Annotated in this window: 17 protein-coding genes; 4 read left to right on the forward strand and 13 right to left on the reverse strand. The window is 64.8% G+C overall.

The genetic code is table 11. The features are described 5' to 3' along the window. The first annotated feature begins 25 nt into the window (after nucleotides 1-25). The 3 genes from AXW67_RS30265 to AXW67_RS30275 are packed head-to-tail and all read left to right on the forward strand — an operon-like array spanning nucleotide 26 to nucleotide 3,282. Nucleotides 26-1,348 (forward strand): MFS transporter, encoded by a 1,323-nt coding sequence (locus AXW67_RS30265; RefSeq protein ID WP_063680835.1) that lies wholly within the window; start codon nucleotides 26-28, stop codon nucleotides 1,346-1,348. 18 nt (nucleotides 1,349-1,366) lie between these two features. Further along, nucleotides 1,367-2,032 (forward strand): sulfite oxidase-like oxidoreductase, encoded by a 666-nt coding sequence (locus AXW67_RS30270; protein WP_063680836.1) that lies wholly within the window; start codon nucleotides 1,367-1,369, stop codon nucleotides 2,030-2,032. A gap of 26 nt (nucleotides 2,033-2,058) precedes the next feature. Further along, entirely contained in the window at nucleotides 2,059-3,282 is a 1,224-nt protein-coding gene (locus tag AXW67_RS30275; RefSeq protein WP_063680837.1) for a bifunctional alpha/beta hydrolase/OsmC family protein, read from the forward strand. A gap of 10 nt (nucleotides 3,283-3,292) precedes the next feature. Here AXW67_RS30275 and pdxR read toward each other — a convergent pair whose 3' ends face one another. Continuing rightward, nucleotides 3,293-4,723, reverse strand: a complete 1,431-nt coding sequence (pdxR, locus tag AXW67_RS30280; protein ID WP_201723738.1) for a MocR-like pyridoxine biosynthesis transcription factor PdxR — start codon at nucleotides 4,721-4,723, stop codon at nucleotides 3,293-3,295. Nucleotides 4,724-4,823: 100 nt separating this feature from the next. Here pdxR and AXW67_RS30285 point away from each other — a divergent pair, with 100 nt between their 5' ends. Further along, a complete protein-coding gene (locus AXW67_RS30285; protein ID WP_063680838.1) occupies nucleotides 4,824-5,741 on the forward strand; it encodes a DMT family transporter in 918 nt (305 codons plus the stop codon). Here the strand turns inward: AXW67_RS30285 and AXW67_RS30290 are convergent. The 12 genes from AXW67_RS30290 to AXW67_RS30345 all read right to left on the reverse strand — a co-directional run bounded on the left by AXW67_RS30290 (nucleotide 5,720) and on the right by AXW67_RS30345 (nucleotide 17,007). Then, nucleotides 5,720-6,778: a YeeE/YedE family protein gene (locus tag AXW67_RS30290; RefSeq protein WP_063680839.1), complete on the reverse strand. Its 1,059-nt coding sequence runs from the start codon at nucleotides 6,776-6,778 to the stop codon at nucleotides 5,720-5,722. The genes AXW67_RS30285 and AXW67_RS30290 overlap by 22 nt on opposite strands. Before the next feature lie 2 nt (nucleotides 6,779-6,780). Further along, complete coding sequence (locus tag AXW67_RS30295; RefSeq protein WP_063680973.1) at nucleotides 6,781-7,785, reverse strand: quinone oxidoreductase family protein; 1,005 nt, start codon at nucleotides 7,783-7,785, stop codon at nucleotides 6,781-6,783. 95 nt (nucleotides 7,786-7,880) lie between these two features. Then, nucleotides 7,881-9,212 (reverse strand): phenylacetate--CoA ligase PaaK, encoded by a 1,332-nt coding sequence (gene paaK / locus AXW67_RS30300; protein WP_063680840.1) that lies wholly within the window; start codon nucleotides 9,210-9,212, stop codon nucleotides 7,881-7,883. A 42-nt stretch (nucleotides 9,213-9,254) separates the two neighbouring features. After that, entirely contained in the window at nucleotides 9,255-9,704 is a 450-nt protein-coding gene (gene paaI, locus AXW67_RS30305; RefSeq protein ID WP_027550308.1) for a hydroxyphenylacetyl-CoA thioesterase PaaI, read from the reverse strand. Nucleotides 9,705-9,759: 55 nt separating this feature from the next. Then, on the reverse strand, nucleotides 9,760-10,842 hold the full coding sequence (gene paaE / locus AXW67_RS30310) for a 1,2-phenylacetyl-CoA epoxidase subunit PaaE (protein WP_063680841.1): 1,083 nt from the start codon (nucleotides 10,840-10,842) through the stop codon (nucleotides 9,760-9,762). A gap of 84 nt (nucleotides 10,843-10,926) precedes the next feature. Then, complete coding sequence (paaD, locus tag AXW67_RS30315; RefSeq protein ID WP_063680842.1) at nucleotides 10,927-11,430, reverse strand: 1,2-phenylacetyl-CoA epoxidase subunit PaaD; 504 nt, start codon at nucleotides 11,428-11,430, stop codon at nucleotides 10,927-10,929. Continuing rightward, nucleotides 11,424-12,200: a 1,2-phenylacetyl-CoA epoxidase subunit PaaC gene (gene paaC, locus AXW67_RS30320; RefSeq protein WP_063680843.1), complete on the reverse strand. Its 777-nt coding sequence runs from the start codon at nucleotides 12,198-12,200 to the stop codon at nucleotides 11,424-11,426. Before paaC ends, paaD begins: the two co-directional genes overlap by 7 nt. 147 nt (nucleotides 12,201-12,347) lie before the next feature. Next, on the reverse strand, nucleotides 12,348-12,635 hold the full coding sequence (paaB, locus tag AXW67_RS30325) for a 1,2-phenylacetyl-CoA epoxidase subunit PaaB (protein WP_008136594.1): 288 nt from the start codon (nucleotides 12,633-12,635) through the stop codon (nucleotides 12,348-12,350). Nucleotides 12,636-12,645: 10 nt separating this feature from the next. Continuing rightward, nucleotides 12,646-13,638, reverse strand: coding sequence for a 1,2-phenylacetyl-CoA epoxidase subunit PaaA (gene paaA, locus AXW67_RS30330; RefSeq protein ID WP_063680844.1), 993 nt, complete (start codon nucleotides 13,636-13,638; stop codon nucleotides 12,646-12,648). A gap of 75 nt (nucleotides 13,639-13,713) precedes the next feature. Next, complete coding sequence (paaX, locus tag AXW67_RS30335) at nucleotides 13,714-14,580, reverse strand: phenylacetic acid degradation operon negative regulatory protein PaaX (protein ID WP_063680845.1); 867 nt, start codon at nucleotides 14,578-14,580, stop codon at nucleotides 13,714-13,716. A gap of 184 nt (nucleotides 14,581-14,764) precedes the next feature. After that, complete coding sequence (locus AXW67_RS30340) at nucleotides 14,765-15,535, reverse strand: esterase/lipase family protein (protein WP_063680846.1); 771 nt, start codon at nucleotides 15,533-15,535, stop codon at nucleotides 14,765-14,767. Nucleotides 15,536-15,720: 185 nt separating this feature from the next. Then, complete coding sequence (locus AXW67_RS30345) at nucleotides 15,721-17,007, reverse strand: DUF445 domain-containing protein (protein ID WP_027550301.1); 1,287 nt, start codon at nucleotides 17,005-17,007, stop codon at nucleotides 15,721-15,723. Nucleotides 17,008-17,105: the final 98 nt, after the last annotated feature.

Consider the following 17,105-nt stretch of genomic DNA (forward strand, 5'->3'; position numbering starts at 1 on the left):
AAAAGCAAAAGCGGAGAGGCCGGATATGACAGAGCAAGCAATCAAACCGGCCTCCGAGCAATTTGACATCGCCGACGCCGAGCGGCGGATCAAGGCGATCTTCATCGGCTCGATCGGCAATCTCGTCGAATGGTATGATTTTTACGCCTATACGGCGTTCGCCCTGTATTTCGCGCCGGCCTTCTTCCCCGGCAACGATCCCGTCGTCCAGCAATTGAACGCAGCCGTCGTGTTCGCGGCGACCTTCCTGATGCGCCCCTTGGGCGGCTGGTTCTTCGGCTACCTCGCCGACCATTTCGGCCGGCGCATTTCGCTGACGCTGTCGGTCGTCTTCATGTGCTTCGGCTCGCTGATCATCGCGTTGACGCCGACCTATGCCACGATCGGCTTTGCCGCCCCGGTGATCCTGGCGCTGGCCCGCGTAATCGAGGGCCTGAGCCTCGGCGGCGAATACGGCGCCAGCGCAACTTACCTGAGCGAGGTCGCCGATCCCAAACGCCGCGGCTTTTATTCAAGCTTTCAATACGTCACGCTGATCGGCGGCCAGCTCACCGCGATCATCGTGCTGCTCCTGCTGCAAAAGGTCTTCCTCACCCCGGAAGAGCTGAAGGCCTGGGGCTGGCGCATCCCGTTTGCGATTGGCGCGGCGCTCGCGATCTTCGCCGCGGTGATGCGGCGCGGCCTGCACGAGACCGAGGCGTTCGAGGAAGCCAAGAAGGTGGTGAAGCCGACCGGTTCGATCACCAACCTGCTGCGATATCCGCGCGAGCTGTTGCTGGTGATGGGCCTGACCGCCGGCGGTACCGCGGCGTTCTACACCTTCACCACCTACATGCAGACCTTCGTCAAGCTCTCGGTCGGATTGACCGAGGACCAGACAACCTTCGTTATCTTCGGCACCCTGATCTTCGCGACCATCCTGCAGCCAATCTATGGCGCGATCTCCGACAAGATCGGACGCAAGCCGCTCCTGATCTTCTTCGGCGTCGCCGGCACGCTCGCGACCGTTCCGCTGCTGATGACGCTGAAGGAGACCAAGTCGCCCTTCATCGCCTTCATCCTGATCTGCGCCGCCTGGCTGTTCGTGGCCGGCTATACGTCGATCAACGCGGTGGTGAAGGCCGAGCTGTTCCCGACCAATGTCCGCGCCCTCGGCGTCGGCCTGCCCTATGCGATCACGGTGTCGATCTTCGGCGGCACGGCGCCGGCGATCGCGCTCTATTTCAAGACCATCGGGCACGAGGAATGGTTCTACTTCTACCTCAGCGGCATCATCTGCATCTCGCTGATCATCTATGCTACGATGCGCGACACCAAGCATGCCTCCGCGATGCATCGCCACGAGTAGCCCAGTCACGAGTAACCAATGGCCGACGACAACGAGCCGCCGCCCGACAGCAAGCTGACGCGCACCAAGGAGAAATGGGCGCGCGAGGGCCGCTTCCTGACCGGCAGGATGACCCGCCCGGAGGACCAGCGCCTGCCGCCTGGCCAGCACCTCACCAGGGACTGGCCGGTGCTCGACCTCGGCCTTTCACCGGAGATCTCGCGCGAGCGCTGGCGGCTCGACGTCTATGGCGCGGTCGACAACCCCGTGTTCTGGACCTTTGCGGAATTCGCCGCCCAAAGACAGGCGCAGTTCACCTCCGACATCCACTGCGTCACGACCTGGTCCCGCTACGACAATCAGTGGGAAGGCCTCGCAACGCGCGAGCTGCTCGACATCTGCCAACCGCGCGCTGATGCACGCTTCGTGGTGCTGCATTCCTATGACGGCTACACCACCAATCTCGCACTCGACGATTTTGCAGCCGAGGATGCTTTGCTCGCCCATACCTGGTCGGGCGAGCCTCTGACGGACGAGCACGGCGGCCCGGTGCGGCTGGTTGTACCGCATCTCTATTTCTGGAAGAGCGCGAAATGGCTCCAGGCCATCGAATTCCTGACCGAGGACGCGCCGGGCTTCTGGGAAGTCCGCGGCTACCATAACCGCGGCGATCCCTGGGCCGAACAGCGCTATTCGAGCGATTAGAGTTCACGAAGAACGGGGGAGAGCCCATGGCTACGGAACGCTTTCAATTCCAGGGCGAAGGCGGCCATCAGCTTGCGGCCGCGCTGGAGCTGCCGGACGGCGAGCCGGCGGCCTACGCGCTGTTCGCGCATTGCTTCACCTGCGGCAAGGATACGCTGGCAGCCAAGCGCATCTCGGTCTCGCTCGCGGCCAAGGGCATCGCGGTGCTGCGCTTCGACTTCACCGGCCTCGGCTCCAGCGAGGGCGACTTCGCCAATTCGACGTTCTCCTCCAACGTCGCCGATCTCGTCCATGCCGCCGACCACCTGCGCGAGACCCGCAAGGCGCCGTCGATGCTGATCGGACACAGCCTCGGCGGCGCCGCGATCCTGGCGGCGGCCGACAAAATTCCGGAGGCCAAGGCCGTCGCGACCATCGCCGCCCCCTCCGATCCAGCGCACGTCACCGGCCTGTTCAAGGATCATGTCGACGCGATCCGCGCGCAGGGCGAGGTCGAAGTGTCGCTCGCAGGGCGCCCGTTCCGGATCAAGCGCGAATTCCTCGACGACATCGTCGAGCAAGAGCTGATGAAGGACATCACCGGCCTGCACAAGGCGCTACTGGTGATGCATTCGCCGGTCGACGACACCGTCGGCATCGACAATGCGACCAAGATATTCATCTCGGCAAAGCACCCCAAGAGTTTCGTCTCGCTCGATCATGCCGATCATCTGCTCACAAAGCCCGCGGACGCACTCTATACGGCCGACGTGATCACAGCTTGGGCGAGCCGCTACATCAACACGGCAAAGCCTGCAAAGGCGATGGATCTCGCCGAGGCGCCGCGCCAGGTGGTGGTGCAGGAGACGCGCAAAAGCAAGTTCAACCAGACCATTTCGGTCGGACCACATCGCCTGGTGGCGGACGAGCCGGTTGCTGCAGGCGGCGAGGATGCCGGCCCCGGGCCCTACGATTTCCTGCTGGCCGGACTTGGCGCTTGCACCTCCATGACGATGCGGCTCTATGCCGACCGCAAGTCGCTGCCGCTCGACCGTGTCACCGTCACGCTGAAGCATTCCAAGATCTACGCAAAGGACTGCGCAGAGTGCGAGACGCGCGACGGCATGCTCGACCAGATCGATCGCGTGATTGCGATGGAAGGCACGCTCGACGTCGAGCAGCGCAAGAAGCTGATGGAGATCGCCGACAAGTGTCCGGTGCACCGGACCCTGACCTCGGAGATCCGTATCGTGACGAAGGCTGCGGAGTGAGGTAACCACTCTAGAAGCAGGACGCCATCGTCCGCACGGCCGCGCTGATCTCGTTCTCGCGCCATGCCGCGAAGCCGAGCAATAGGCCGTGATCGCGCGGTCGGCCGAGCGACAGGCTGGACAGAGCTCGCGTCTCGACCCCGGCCTCGACCAGCCGTTTGACCGCCGTACGATCTGCGCTGCCGCGCTTGAGGCGCGCAATGAGCTGGATGCCGCCTGAGGGCGCCTCGACCTCGAGAAAATCGCCGAGGCGGCGTTCCATCTCGCCGACGAGGTGATCGCGCCGCGCATGGTAGAGTCGGCGCATCCGGCGCAGATGCGCGAGGAAGTGCCCGTCGGCGATGAACTCGGCCAGCGCTTCCTGGATGTTGCTGGCTGCGATCAGCCCGATGTGCCGCTGCGCGATCTCCAGGGTATCGCGCAGGGCCGGCGGCGCGACGAGGTATCCGAGGCGGATATCTGAGGTCATCACCTTCGAGAAGGTGCCGACGTAGAACACGCGGCCGAGCGTATCGAGCCCCTGCAAGGACGGCACCGGCCGACTGTCATAGTGGAACTCGCCGTCGTAATCGTCCTCGATGATCCAGGTCTTGCCCGGCCGGCATGCAGCGAGAAATTCGCTGCGACGGGCAAGCGACATCAATCGACCCGTCGGATGCTGGTGCGACGGCGTCATAAAGATGAGCTTTGGCGCGGCCGTTCCAACCACCCGCTGCATGCCCTGCTCATCCAGCCCGAGGCCGATCACGCGCGCACCGGAAGCGCGGAAGGCGGCCGCAGCGCCGGGATAGCCGGGGTCTTCGACCCAAACCTCGTCACCGGGCGTGATGAGGGTGGCTGCAATCAAGGTCAACGCAGCCTGCGCGCTCGGCAGAATCATGATCTGCTCCGCCGCCGCGCGCACGCCCCTGTTGGTCGCGAGGTAGTGCGCCAGCGCCTCGCGCAGGCGCGGCCGGTTCACCGGTCCGAGTTCACGTTTCCCCGCACGCACGGCACTGCGGCGCAGGCAGCGCGCCCAGATCTCGTTCGGAAACTCTCGGGCATCCGCATGGCCAGGCCTCAAGGGGCGGAGCGGCGCCAGATACGACATCGGCCAATCCGTCTCGCGCAGCTTCGAGGCCCAGGGCGAGAGCCGGGGCTTGCCAGGCTGCACGCGCGACGCGGCAGCGCCAACTCGCTCGATGCGTTCGGCGCCATCGATCATCACAACCGGACGTCGCCCGTGGGACATCTCCAGATATCCCTCCGCAGCGAGCTGCTCGAACGCAAAGCTGACGGTGTTGCGCGACACATCGAGATCACTTGCTAGCCGGCGGCTCGACGGCAGCACACGGCCCTTGCCGAGCCGACCGCTCGCAATGAGACGCCGAAGCTGGCTCGTCAATTGCGCAACCAGCCCATCGTGGCCGGATCGCTCCAGCACGATCAGCCCGGAGATCATCGCCTCGGAAACTGGCACCTTGTTTCTTTCCAATCTGGCACTTTTTTTGGTGCCAATTGCGATGCTATCTGTCGGACGACGCCGCTTCAAGGAACTTGCAATGAACGCCTCCCTGTCACCTCGCGCGGCCATCGGCCTGTTCCTGATCGTCGTCCTGGCCTGGGGCGTGAACTGGTCGGTGACCAAGCAGCTGGTACAGTTCGTGCCGCCGCTGTGGAGCGCGGCGATCCGGAGCTGGATCGCGCTCGTCGGCCTGTTCGTGATCCTGTGCGCGAGCGACAACCTCGTCATTCCGGAACGTCACGACGTGCCCGTGATCTTGAGCGTCGCGCTGCTGCACATGACATTGTTCTCGACGCTGACCGCCGCTGGCCTGCGCTTCATTCCCGCCAGCAAGGGCATCGTGCTCGGCTATACGACTCCGCTCTGGGTCGCGCTCGCGGCGCCGCTGCTCGGAAAGGAAAGGCTGACCGCGCCGAAGGTCGGCGGCGCATTGCTGGGCCTGGCCGGCCTCGCCGTGATCCTGAACCCATCCTCGATCGACTGGACCAACGTCAATGTCGTGCTCGGCGCCGGCATGGTGATCCTCGCGGCCATTTGCTGGGCCGCGAACATCATCTATCTGCGCTCGCATCGCTGGATCGCGTCCCCGCTCCAGCTCCTGATCTGGCAAGTGCTCGTGGCGACGGTGGTGCTGACGATCACGGCGACGATCACGGACGGACTGCTGCACGTCGAATGGTCATCCCGGCTCGTGCTGCTGTTCCTGTATTCGGGCCTGATCGGAACGGTGCTGGCCTATTGGGCGATGTCGATGGTCAACAAGAGCATCTCGGCCCTGACCACGTCGCTCGGCACCACAGGAACGCCGATTGTCGGCATCGCCAGCGCCGCGATCCTGCTCGGCGAACCTATCGACATCAGCCTTGCCGTCGCGGCCGCGTTGATCGTCGCTGGCATCGGCGTTGCCACGCTGGCCGACCGGCCTCTGCGCGGTCAGGCCACCGCGAGAGGCTGAACGCGCAGCGCGCCGCGCAGGCCTGCGGCGGTGCCGAGCAGGATGCCGGCGACTGCGACGAATGAGGCCAGCGCGAGGGTCGACAGGCCGGTGAGCCCCTGCCCGATCGAGCAGCCGAACGCCATCACTCCGCCGATGCCCATCAGCGCCGCGCCGCTGCCCGAGCGCAACATGTGGCGCGGCGAGGAATAGCCTTCGAGCTTGAAGCGGCCGCTAGCAAGCGCCGTTGTGAGGCTGCCGGCGAACACGCCGGCAACGGTTGCGATGCCGAAGTTCGGCGTCAGGCCCGTCGAGAGCATCGCGTATTGCAGCGCATCCGCGATCGGCGCGATGAAGGTGAGCGAGGTGACCGGAACCGGATTGAAATCATCGGCGCCGAGATAGCCGGTGACGAACCAGCCGCCGGCAACGAGGAGACCAACAATGATGCCGGCCGCGATCTGCCCCGGCGAACGCCGAAAACCGGCGTGGGCGAAAGCAAAGAGCATCAGGGCGACGACGATTGCCGCGGCAGCCAGCGTGCGCGAAACGGTTTCGCCGAGACCAAGCGTTGCCAGCAACGACGGCAGCGAGTTTGAGTTCGCGGTCGCCTGCGAGACCTGAACGAGCGCGATTCGCGCCGGCGCGATCAGTCCCTTGAGCGTCATCTGGGCGGCAATGCCGAGCACGATGACGACGACGAAGGAGCGGAGATTGCCGCGACCGAGCAGCACAAGTGCGCGCGAACCGCAGCCGTTCGACAGCACCATGCCATAGCCAAACAGGAGGCCACCGAGGAACAGCACTGGCGCTGAGAACGTCGGTTGCAGATAGATCGATTTGCCGAGATCGACCGTGCCGCCGCCGGCGAGGATCTGGCTTGCGGCGATCGCGACCGCGACCGCCAGCGCATAGGTGCGCACCAGCCGCCCATCTCCCTCCGCGAGCCAGCCGCGCATGCTGCTCATCAGGCAAAAGCCGCTGAGCAGGCCGACGGCGCCGTAGATCAGGCCGATGGCGAGGCCGGCGAAGATGACGAGTTGAGCGGACGATTCCATAGCTACGGCTTCAGGATCACGCGATCGCGCGAGGAGCCGGCGACAGCCGTATACGCCTCCTTGGCGCTCTCTAGCGGATAGATCGCACTCGCCTTGATCAGGAACGGTTTCAGGTGCCCGCTCGCAAAGCCGGGGCCGAGGTCGCGCAGCACCGCGCCGGTTGCCGCCGACGACAGGCCGAGCGTGTCGATGCCGACATAGGTGTGCTGTCCCCGGTAGAATTCGAGGATGTTGAACTGCACGATGCGGTCGATCGCTGCAATGAGGATCTGGCGACCGCGAAGAGCGAGCGATTTGTGCGCGGCCTGGAAATAGGGATCGCCGACGGTGTTGAAGACGATATCGGCGCCCTTGCCACCGGTCACTTCGCGCACGCGCGCGGCGACATCGGTGGCGGAGGCATCGATCACCTCGGTGGGCGCGTTGGTGTGGCCCTCATAGGCCTCCGCCTTGCGCACCACGCCGATAACGCGCGCGCCCTGCCAGGTCGCGATCTGCACCGCCGCCTGGCCGACCTTGCCGTTGACGCCGAACACGAGCACGGTCTCGCCGCTCTTCGGCACCCCCGCGCGACGAAAGCCCTCCATGGCAGTGACAAAGGGCACGCCGATACCGGCGGCCTCCTCCCAGGAGACGGACTTCGGTTTCTCCACCACCGCATCAGCCTCGACGACGAGATGGGTGGCGTGGGTGCCATCGCGGCGAATGCCGAGATCGCCGGAGGAACCGAACACATCGCGGCCGATCGTGCCCGCCGGACCATCGATCACTACGCCGGCATAGTCGCGGCCGGGCGTGCGCGGGAAGACCGCATAGGGCATCAGGCCGGTCGCGGCCTTTACATCGGACGGGTTGACGGCAGCGGCCTTGACCTCAATCAGCACGTCGTCGGCGCCACGAGCCAGCGTATGGCGTTCGACGACCGGCGCGAGCACAGCAGAGTTCTCGGCCTTGGCATTGAGGCGCACACAGCGCGCCTCAACGGCTCTGGTATCGGCTGATGACATCGAAAAACCCATGATTTCTCGCGGGTCTTGTCGCCTTCCGCGACCGCCAAGTCAACCGCCGCGGGGTGCCCTGCCCCATGTCACAAGGGGCAGAGCTAATCCTTCGGCCGCTTGTCGTAGACCCGCCTGGCCTTGCCGAGCGAGCGCTCCAGCGTGGCCGGCGCGACCGCCTGCACCTTCGCCGTGACGCCGATGGTGTTCTTGATGTGAGTCGAGATGCGATCGGCATGGTCGACGAGACCCCGGCCGTCCCAGTATTCGGACCGCGCCTCCGCAATAATCGTCAGCTCGTCCATGCGGCCTTCGCGGGTCAGTTCGAGGATGAAGTGGCCGCCACACCAATCGGTCGCGAGCAGCAGCTCTTCGATCTGGGTCGGGAACAGGTTGACGCCGCGCAGGATGATCATGTCGTCCGAGCGGCCTGTCACCTTCTCCATTCGCCGCATGCCAGGGCGCGCCGTGCCCGGCAACAGCCGCGTCAAATCGCGGGTGCGATAGCGGATCACCGGGAATGCTTCCTTGGTCAGCGAGGTGAAGACCAGCTCGCCCTTCGCGCCGTCCGGCAGCACCGCACCGGTCTCGGGATCAATCACCTCGGGATAGAAGTGGTCCTCCCAGATGTGCAGGCCATCCTTGGTTTCGATGCACTCCTGCGCGACGCCGGGGCCGATCACCTCGGAAAGCCCATAGATGTCGGTCGCATCCATGTCGAAGGCTTCTTCGATCTCGCCGCGCATCGCATTGGTCCAGGGCTCGGCGCCGAAGATGCCGACCTTGAGTGAACACTGGCGCGGATCGAGCTTCTGGCGCTTGAACTCGTCGAGGATCGCCAGCATGTAGCTCGGCGTCACCGTGATGATGTCGGGGCGGAAATCGTTGATGAGCTGCACCTGCCGCTCGGTCATGCCGCCGGAGATCGGCACCACGGTACAGCCGAGCTTTTCCGCGCCATAATGCACGCCGAGCCCGCCAGTGAAGAGGCCGTAGCCATAGGCATTATGGATGATCATGCCGCTGCGGCCGCCGGCGGCGCGGATCGAGCGCGCCATCACCTCCGACCAGGTCTCGATATCGCGCTGGGTGTAACCGACGACGATCGGCTTGCCCGTCGTGCCGGATGACGCATGCACGCGCACCAGCTTTTCGCGGGGAACGGCGAACATGTTGAAGGGGTAGTTGTCGCGCAGGTCCGTCTTCACCGTGAACGGGAACTTTGCGAGATCGGACAAGGCGCGGAAGTCGGAAGGATGCACGCCGGCCTTGTCGAAAGCTTTGCGGTAATGCGCGACGTTGTCGTAGGCATGCTTCAGCGACCAGGCCAGGCGCTGCATCTGCAACGCCATGATCTCGTCGCGCGACGCGCGCTCATGCGCGTCCATCTCCGGACTATAGGTGTTGCCACCTTCCTCGAGCCTGGTCAGAGCCATCCTCGTTTCCCCACATTGGTTCGTTTTTCTTTATCAGTCGCTTTATTGATCTTGCGTCGGCAGCCACGTGCCGGGAATGACACGCGAATGCCCGCGGAATTCAGCGATGACGGTGTCACCGGCGGTGACGCGCACGTCGTAGATGCCGGAACGGCCGCCACGGGTAATCTCTCGCGCCTTCGCAATGAGGCGATCGCCGAGCTTGCCCGGCTTGATGAAGGTGATCTGCCCTTGCGCCGCGACTACGCGCTCATTGTGTGAGTTGCAGGCGAACGCGAAAGCCGAGTCGGCCAGCGTGAAGATGAAGCCGCCATGGGCGATGCGCTGGCCGTTGACCATGTCGGGGCGCACCGTCATCGCCAGCGTCGCAAAACCCGGACCGATCTCGACGATCTCCATGCCAAGGCCTTTTGAGGCATCGTCCTCCGCCCACATCGCGTCGGCGCAGGCGCGAGCCACGTCTTCGGGCGACAAGGCTGCTTTGACGTTCACGCGCACCTCCCGGCTGAATGTTTTCCCATGATGTTCTGCTGCCTGGCGAAGGCTGTCAAACGTGGTCGTAATCGACCAGCACCCGCTCCGAGACGGGCTTCGCCTGGCAGGTGAGGACGAAACCGGCCTTCAGCTCCCAGGGCTCCAGCGAATAGTTGATGTCCATCGGCGCCTCGCCTTCGACCAGCTTGGCGCGGCAGGTGGAGCACATGCCGCCCTTGCAGGCGAAGGGCAGATCGACACCGGCGCGCAGTGCAGCATCGAGGATCGCCTCGTCCTCGGCGACCGGCACGTCGCGGCGCTTGCCGTCGATGATCAGCGAGGCGATCGCCTTCGGCGGCGCATCCACAGCGACGACCTTCTTCGGCCGCGGCTTGCCGCCGAACTCGGAGACGAAGCGTTCGACATGGATGCGGTCCTCGGCGATGCCGAGATCGCGGCAGGTTGTTTCGATCTCCTCGCTCATGCCGAGAGGACCGCAGATGAAGACGTGATCGACGCTGTCCGCCGGCACCAGCGCGCGCAACAGCACCCTCACCTTCTCGCCGTCGAGCCGGCCGTGCAGGATCGGGATGTCCTGATCCTCGCCCGAGATGACGTGGAAGATGGAAAGACGATCGATGAAGCGGTCCTTGAGCTCCTCGAGCGCCTCCAGGAATATGATGTTGGCACTCACGCGGTTGCCATAGAACAGGAAGAAGCGGCTGTTCGGCTCGCGCGCCAGCACGCCCTTGACGATCGACAGGATCGGCGTGATGCCAGAACCGGCGGCAAACCCGACATGGATGCGCGCATCTTCGGCGGGCGGGATCGCGCCGAAGCGGCCGGTCGGCGTCATCACGTCGAGCTCGTCGCCGCGTTTCAGCTCGTCCGCGGCCCAGCTCGAGAACGCACCGCCGTCGACCTTTTTCACGGCGATGCGAATCTCGCCGTCATCCGGGCCGGAGCAGATCGAATAGGAGCGACGCACCTCCTCGCCATCGAGCGTGGTGCGCAGCGTGAGGTATTGGCCGGGCGTGAAACTGTAGTCGTTCTCGAGCCCCTTCGGAATGGTGAAGGTCATCGACACGGCGTCGGAGGCCTCGCGACGGAGATCGTTGACGGCCAGGCGATGGAAACGTGGTGCAGCTGCGGACATCAGGGACACCCTAAATTTGAGACGCTGTCATTGCGAGGAGCGCTTGCGTCGAAGCAATCCAGATGAGGCTGGCATCGTGCCTTCTCAATGACACTTGAAGTAATCAAAGGGTTCGCGGCAGGCCTTGCAGCGCCACAGCGCCTTGCATGAGGTCGAGCCGAATTCGGACAAGAGCTCGGTGTTGCCCGAGCCGCATTGCGGGCACGTGACCGCCTGCTCGCCGAACAGAGCGCGGCGGGAGCTGGAGGCTTGCGGCGGCGCGATGCCGTAGGCGCGCAGCTTCTGGCGCCCCTCCTCGCTCATCCAGTCGGTGGTCCAGGCCGGTGAGAGCACGGTGCGCACTTTTGGGCGATGGAAACCAGCACGTTCCAGCGCGAGCTCGATTTCCAGCGCGATCATGTTCATGGCCGGACAGCCCGAATAGGTCGGCGAGATCAAGACTTCGATCTGATCACCATCCAGGGCGACGTCGCGCAGCACGCCAAGATCGGCAATCGTCAGCACCGGGATCTCCGGATCGACGACACCCGCCGCCGCATCCCAGGCGCGCTGGCGCAGCTCGGCGTCGCTGTCGAGCGCGGTCACCATGTCAGACCCGGGAAGGTGCGCTGCATCGATTGCAGCTCGCTGAGGAGATGGCCGAGATGCTCGCTGTGCCGGCCCGAGCGGCCGCCCTGCTGCATCCAGTCGTTTTGCGGCAAGGCGAGCGTCGCCTCGTTGATGATGCCGGTCACTGTCTTCAGCCAGCGATCGCGCAATCCCGCCGGATCGATGGCAACGCCGGCATCGATCAGGCCGCGCTCGCTGTCGTCGACGGCAAACATTTCGCCGGTGAAGGCCCAGAGATGATCGATCGCGGCCTGCGCGCGGGCGTGACTCTCGTCGGTGCCGTCACCGAGCCGGATGATCCATTCCGCGGAATGGCGCAGGTGATAGGCGCTCTCCTTCTCCGACTTGGCGGCAATCGCAGCCAGCGTCGCATCGCGCGAGGCCATCATCGCGCGCCAATAGAGATCGGCAAAGGCGGAATAGAAGAACTGCCGCACCAGCGTCTGGGCGAAATCGCCATTCGGCTGCTCGACCAGCAGCAGGTTGCGATACTGCCTGACGTCGCGCAAATACGCGAATTTGTCCTCGTCGTTGTCCTTGCCTTCCGCCTTGGCTGCATAGCTGTAAAGCTCGCGGGCCTGGCCGATGAGATCAAGCGCAATGTTGGAGAGCGCCATGTCCTCTTCCAGCATCGGCGCATGCCCGCACCATTCCGACAGCCGATGGCCGAGAATCAGCGCATCGTCAGCGCGGCGCAGCGCGTAGAGCACCAGCGGCGTTTCGGGGACCTGAATGTTGGCGATGGACATTGCTTCAATCCGCTGTTCACTTGCCGCTTGTTCCGACCTCATCCTGAGAAGGCGCGAAGCGCCGTCTCGAAGGATGGGCCACAGGATCCCGGGCCTCCATGGTTCGAGACGCCGCTTCGCGGCTCCTCACCATGAGGAGAGAGAGCGCTACATGTGGCCCACTTCTTCAGGCACCTCATAGAACGTCGGGTGCCGGTAGATCTTGGATTCCGCCGGCTCGAACATCATGCCTTTCTCGGCGGGATCGCTCGCGGTGATCGCGGTTGACGGCACCACCCAGATGGAGAGGCCCTCGCCGCGCCTGGTGTAGATGTCGCGCGCGGCCTGCAAGGCCATGGTCGCGTCGCTCGCATGCAGCGAGCCGACATGCTTGTGCGCGAGCCCGTTGCGGCTGCGAATGAATACTTCCCACAGCGGCGTGTTCGGCGTGGCCATCGTGATCTCCCTATTCCGCAGCTTGTGCGGTCTGACGGTGCGCGCGCTTGGCGGCATAAGCGGCTGCGGCCTCGCGCACCCAGCTGCCCTCATCGTGGGCCTTGCGGCGCGCGGCGATGCGGTCGCGGTTGCAGGGGCCGTTGCCGGCGAGCACCTGCTTGAACTCGGTCCAGTCGATCTCGCTGTAGCGCCAGTGCCCCTCGGCATCCTGCGTCATGCCGGGATCGGGAATGGTGAGGCCGAGATATTGCGCCTGCGGCACGGTGGCGTCGACGAACTTCTGGCGCAGCTCGTCATTGGAGAAGCGCTTGATCTTCCACTTCGTCGAGGTGTCGCTGTGCTGGCTGACGCCGTCCGGCGGGCCGAACATCATCAGCACCGGCCACCACCAGCGGTTCAGCGCGTCCTGCGCCATCGCCTTCTGCTCGTCGGAGCCGCGGCATAGCGTGAGCATGATCTCGTAGCCCTGGCGCTGGTGGAACGACTCCTCCTTGCAGACGCGGATCATCGCGCGCGCATAGGGGCCGAAGGAGCAACGGCACAGCGGGATCTGGTTCATGATCGCAGCGCCGTCGACCAGCCAGCCGATGGTGCCGATATCGGCCCATGTCAGCGTCGGATAGTTGAAGATCGAGGAATATTTTGCCTTGCCCGCGAGCATGGCGTCGACCAGCTCCTCGCGCGAGGAGCCGAGCGTCTCGGCGGCGGCATAGAGATAGAGGCCGTGGCCGCACTCGTCCTGCACCTTGGCGAGCAGCGCGGCCTTGCGGCGCAGGCTCGGTGCGCGCGTGATCCAGTTGCCCTCGGGCAGCATGCCGACGATTTCGGAATGGGCGTGCTGGGAGATCTGGCGGGTGAGCGTCTTGCGATAGGCCGCCGGCATCCAGTCATTCGGCTCGATGCGCTCCTCGGCATCGATGCGCGCCTGGAACTGCGTGGCCTTCGCCGCGTCCTCGAGGCCGCGATCCTCGGCCTCGGCCGTGTTCAGCGCCTGCGTATACATGCGCATCCTCCCGTTTGGTTGGAAGGCAATATATAACAGAAATTAGATCATGCAAGATATTTCTGTAACATAAAATCAGACACCGAACCTCCGCTCGAGGAGCTTGCGCGCCGGCGGCAGCGGCCCTGTTTCATTGGTTCCATGGCCATCGAGCCATCGTTCCGATGGGGCAAGCAGCGCGCGATAGATCTCGCCGCAGAGCTCGCGGGCGGCCCTGCCCGGCCAATCCCCCGGCAGCAGGCTGTCCGGCAGCAGCGGATCGCGCAGCACGACGCGGCGGTAGTAGTGGATCAGCAGAATCCGCGCGGTGAAGGCATCGGCGTCGGACAAACCCGTGCCGCGGCCGATCGCTGCGTGGAGCGGCTCGAACATCTTCATGAACTTGAGATAGGCGTCAGCCGTGCGATCCAGCGGCCAGCTCGCGCTGAGCAAACGGCGTCCGCTGTCATCCTCGGCTGAGACTTCGAGGCGAATGGCACCGGCAGCCTCATCCGGCACGGGCACGCCCGACGGCGCGACCCAGACGCCCGGCAGCGGGCTGCCGAAGCCGGCATTGCGCAGCGCCTCGCGCGAGGCGTCGCGACCCTCACCATTGCCGATCAGCAGCAGCTCGAAACGCCCGGTCCAGTCCGACGGCGGCGGATCGTAGATGTGGCGCGTGGCGGCCTCGAAGGTCTGCCGCCCTTTCTCAGCGAGCCGGTAAAAGCTGTTGCGGCCGACCTTTTCGCGGGTCAGCCAACCGTCGGCCGCAAGGCGCGACATTGCGGTGCGCACGACGCTACTGTCGACGGCGAGACCTTCGAAGAATTCGAGCAGCGTGCCAAGCCACACCGAGCCGCCACGCGGCACGATCGCGTCGCCGAACACGGTGATGACGATGGAGCCGGTGCGCGACGGCTCGCGCTTGAGCTGGTCGATGATGCGAGAAAGCGGATGCGCCATGCACGAGGCATAGCGCGTTTGCTGCGGGCGGGACAATGGAGACAGCAGGGCAGTCATCCTTCGAGACGGCGCTTCGCGCCTCCTCAGGATGAGGTCTGACGGTCTGTTTCGCGGAATCAGTCGCTCTCAACCCTCATGGTGAGGAGCGCGGCAACGCCGCGCGTCTCGAACCATGCAAGCCCGCTCACCGATGCGGGTCGGGATACGCCAGGCTGCGCCAGCCGCTGCGGTCGAAGGGCCGCCACTTGCCCTCCTCCTGCGCGAGACGATCCGCCACCGCGTAGACAGCGGCCGGGTGATGACCCATGCCGCAATGGCTGCTCTCGACCTCGATGCTCTCGCTCTGTGCGCCCGTCTTCTCCATGCAGCCCTGCCAGGCGCAGACGCCGTCGGTACGGCTGAAGATGGCGGTGGTCGGCACCGGCGGCGGGACGGCGAGCTCACCGCCGAAGCGCGGATCGACCTCGTCGGCCTTGCGCCCGCTCGCCCATTCATAGACGCGCCAGGCGTTGGTCGAGCGGGGGTCGCCCGCGAACGGGCTGCCGAGCGTGATCACATGGCGCACGCGCTCCGGCATCATCTTGGCGAGCTGGCGCGCATAGAGGCCACCGAGGCTCCAGCCAACCAGGCTGATCTTGCGGCCATGGGTGTCGCTCAGCTCCTCGACGAGGTCGACCATGGCATGCTGCACGCCCGGACGCAGGCCATAGTTGCGGCCCTGGCGCCAGCCGCTGACGGCATAGCCCTTGCTCTTCAGGAAAGCGCGCAGCGGCCGGGTGGAGATATCGGATGCAACGAGGCCCGGCAGCACCAGCACCGGATGGCCGTCGCCGCGGGGCGCGAGGCTGAGCAGCGGCAGCGCGCCGAGGAATGCGCCGAGCTCGTGGATCGCCCGCCCTTCCAGAAACATCAGGGTGCGGGACGGCGGGCTCAGCGTCTGGGCAGTAGCGGTCATCAATGTTTCCCCTGGAAGTGCCGGCCGCGATGCCGGCAATGGACATGAATTCCAATACGCCGGCTTCTTGGACGTTCCGCAGCGCAACATGAATCAGCTAGGCGGCCGGTTCCCGACATTCAAGCCGGAGAGGCAGCACGCGACAATAGGCGCGCGCGTTAATGCTAACGGCCGTGACGCAAAAGTCACAGCAATCGCAGCAGGAATTCGCCGGTGTAGAGGGCAAGCCCGGCGAGCCCGCCGATCAGAGAGCCGTTGAAGCGGATGTATTGCAGGTCGCGGCCGATGTTGATTTCGATCAGCGAAATCAGCTGCGTCATATTCCACGACTTGACCTGGTCGGAGATGAAGGTCGAGACGCCGCTCTTCTGGTCGGCGACGAAGCTGCGCAGCACCGTCACCAGGCCCTTGTTGATCTCACCGCGCAGCTCGGCATCGCCGGCAAGCGCTTCGCCGGCTGCGACGAACATGCCGGCGAGATGATGTTGCAGCACCTGCGTCTCACCGCTCGCGCTGCGCTCGATGAAGGAGCGCGTGTTGGCCCACACGGTGCGCGCCAGATCGGCGAGTTCGGGACGTGCGAGCAGATCGCGCTTAAGCCCGTCGATGCGGTCGATGTAAGTCTGATCAGTACCGAGCCGATCGACGAAGGTCAGCACCATGCGGTCAAACTCGCCGCGAAACGGATGCTTGGGATCACTGCGCACTTCCTCGAAGAACGCGGTTGCCGACGCCACGATCTTGTTCACCAGGAATTTGTCGGCGCGATAGAGCCTGAGCAGGGTCGGCAACTCCGCGCGCACCTTCTCGCGGATCATCGCCATGGTCTCCTTGCCGGTCAGCGTGTCGTGCATCACGCGCAGGAGATCGTCGAACAACACCTGGTGCCGCCTCTCCGCCACGAAGCCGCGCAGCGTGCCGGCGGCAAGCGGGGCGAGATCGATCGCCTGCAATTGCGACGACATGCGGCGGATGATGAAGGTCATCAGCCCCGAGCTTTCCGTCGCGGAGAACGCTTCCGGCAACAGGCGCAGCGCAAAGCGCGCCAGATCGTCGCTGCGTTTGCGGTCGCGCAGCCAGTCCGCGACGAAGGAGCCGAAATCGATCTCCTTCAGCTTGGCCTCGACGGGACCTGCCTCGAGGAAATGCACCTGAATGAATTCACCGAGCTTGTCGGCGATGCGGGCCTGGTTGCTCTGGATGATCGCGGTGTGCGGGATCGGCAGGCCGAGCGGCCGCTTGAACAGCGCGACCACGGCGTACCAATCGGCAAGGCCACCGATGGTCGCGGCTTCCGCGAAGGCGGCGATGAAGCCGAACACCGGATGCACATTCAACAGCGACTTCGCAACCACGAAGAGGAGAAGCGTCGAGGCCAGCACCAGCGTCGCCAGCGCCTTGACGCGGCGCAGTTCGGCCGCGCGTTCGGCGTCGCCTGGGGCATCGAAGGAGAAGGTGCTTGGTGGGGTCATGACTGCGTCACAGTAGCCGTCATTGCGAGCGAAGCGAAGCAATCCAGAATCTGCCCGCGGAAAGACCCTGGATTGCTTCGTCGCTTCGCTCCTCGCAA

Origin of the sequence: Bradyrhizobium neotropicale, assembly GCF_001641695.1 — a bacterium.
Classification (GTDB): domain Bacteria; phylum Pseudomonadota; class Alphaproteobacteria; order Rhizobiales; family Xanthobacteraceae; genus Bradyrhizobium; species Bradyrhizobium neotropicale.

What these genes read in the sequence shown, in the direction of transcription:
- paaK (WP_063680840.1), bottom strand. Translation starts at nt 9,212, where the DNA reads ATGGCTCTGACCAGGCTCGAGGAAGGTGGCAACACCTATAGTCCGGAG.
- AXW67_RS30340 (WP_063680846.1), bottom strand. Translation starts at nt 15,535, where the DNA reads ATGACCGCTACTGCCCAGACGCTGAGCCCGCCGTCCCGCACCCTGATG.
- paaA (WP_063680844.1), bottom strand. Translation starts at nt 13,638, where the DNA reads ATGTATACGCAGGCGCTGAACACGGCCGAGGCCGAGGATCGCGGCCTC.
- paaD (WP_063680842.1), bottom strand. Translation starts at nt 11,430, where the DNA reads ATGGTGACCGCGCTCGACAGCGACGCCGAGCTGCGCCAGCGCGCCTGG.
- AXW67_RS30345 (WP_027550301.1), bottom strand. Translation starts at nt 17,007, where the DNA reads ATGACCCCACCAAGCACCTTCTCCTTCGATGCCCCAGGCGACGCCGAA.
- pdxR (WP_201723738.1), bottom strand. Translation starts at nt 4,723, where the DNA reads ATGATCTCCGGGCTGATCGTGCTGGAGCGATCCGGCCACGATGGGCTG.
- paaX (WP_063680845.1), bottom strand. Translation starts at nt 14,580, where the DNA reads ATGGCGCATCCGCTTTCTCGCATCATCGACCAGCTCAAGCGCGAGCCG.
- paaC (WP_063680843.1), bottom strand. Translation starts at nt 12,200, where the DNA reads ATGTCCATCGCCAACATTCAGGTCCCCGAAACGCCGCTGGTGCTCTAC.
- AXW67_RS30295 (WP_063680973.1), bottom strand. Translation starts at nt 7,785, where the DNA reads ATGTCATCAGCCGATACCAGAGCCGTTGAGGCGCGCTGTGTGCGCCTC.
- AXW67_RS30275 (WP_063680837.1), top strand. Translation starts at nt 2,059, where the DNA reads ATGGCTACGGAACGCTTTCAATTCCAGGGCGAAGGCGGCCATCAGCTT.
- AXW67_RS30285 (WP_063680838.1), top strand. Translation starts at nt 4,824, where the DNA reads ATGAACGCCTCCCTGTCACCTCGCGCGGCCATCGGCCTGTTCCTGATC.
- AXW67_RS30290 (WP_063680839.1), bottom strand. Translation starts at nt 6,778, where the DNA reads ATGGAATCGTCCGCTCAACTCGTCATCTTCGCCGGCCTCGCCATCGGC.
- AXW67_RS30265 (WP_063680835.1), top strand. Translation starts at nt 26, where the DNA reads ATGACAGAGCAAGCAATCAAACCGGCCTCCGAGCAATTTGACATCGCC.
- paaE (WP_063680841.1), bottom strand. Translation starts at nt 10,842, where the DNA reads ATGTCCGCAGCTGCACCACGTTTCCATCGCCTGGCCGTCAACGATCTC.
- AXW67_RS30270 (WP_063680836.1), top strand. Translation starts at nt 1,367, where the DNA reads ATGGCCGACGACAACGAGCCGCCGCCCGACAGCAAGCTGACGCGCACC.
- paaB (WP_008136594.1), bottom strand. Translation starts at nt 12,635, where the DNA reads ATGGCCACGCCGAACACGCCGCTGTGGGAAGTATTCATTCGCAGCCGC.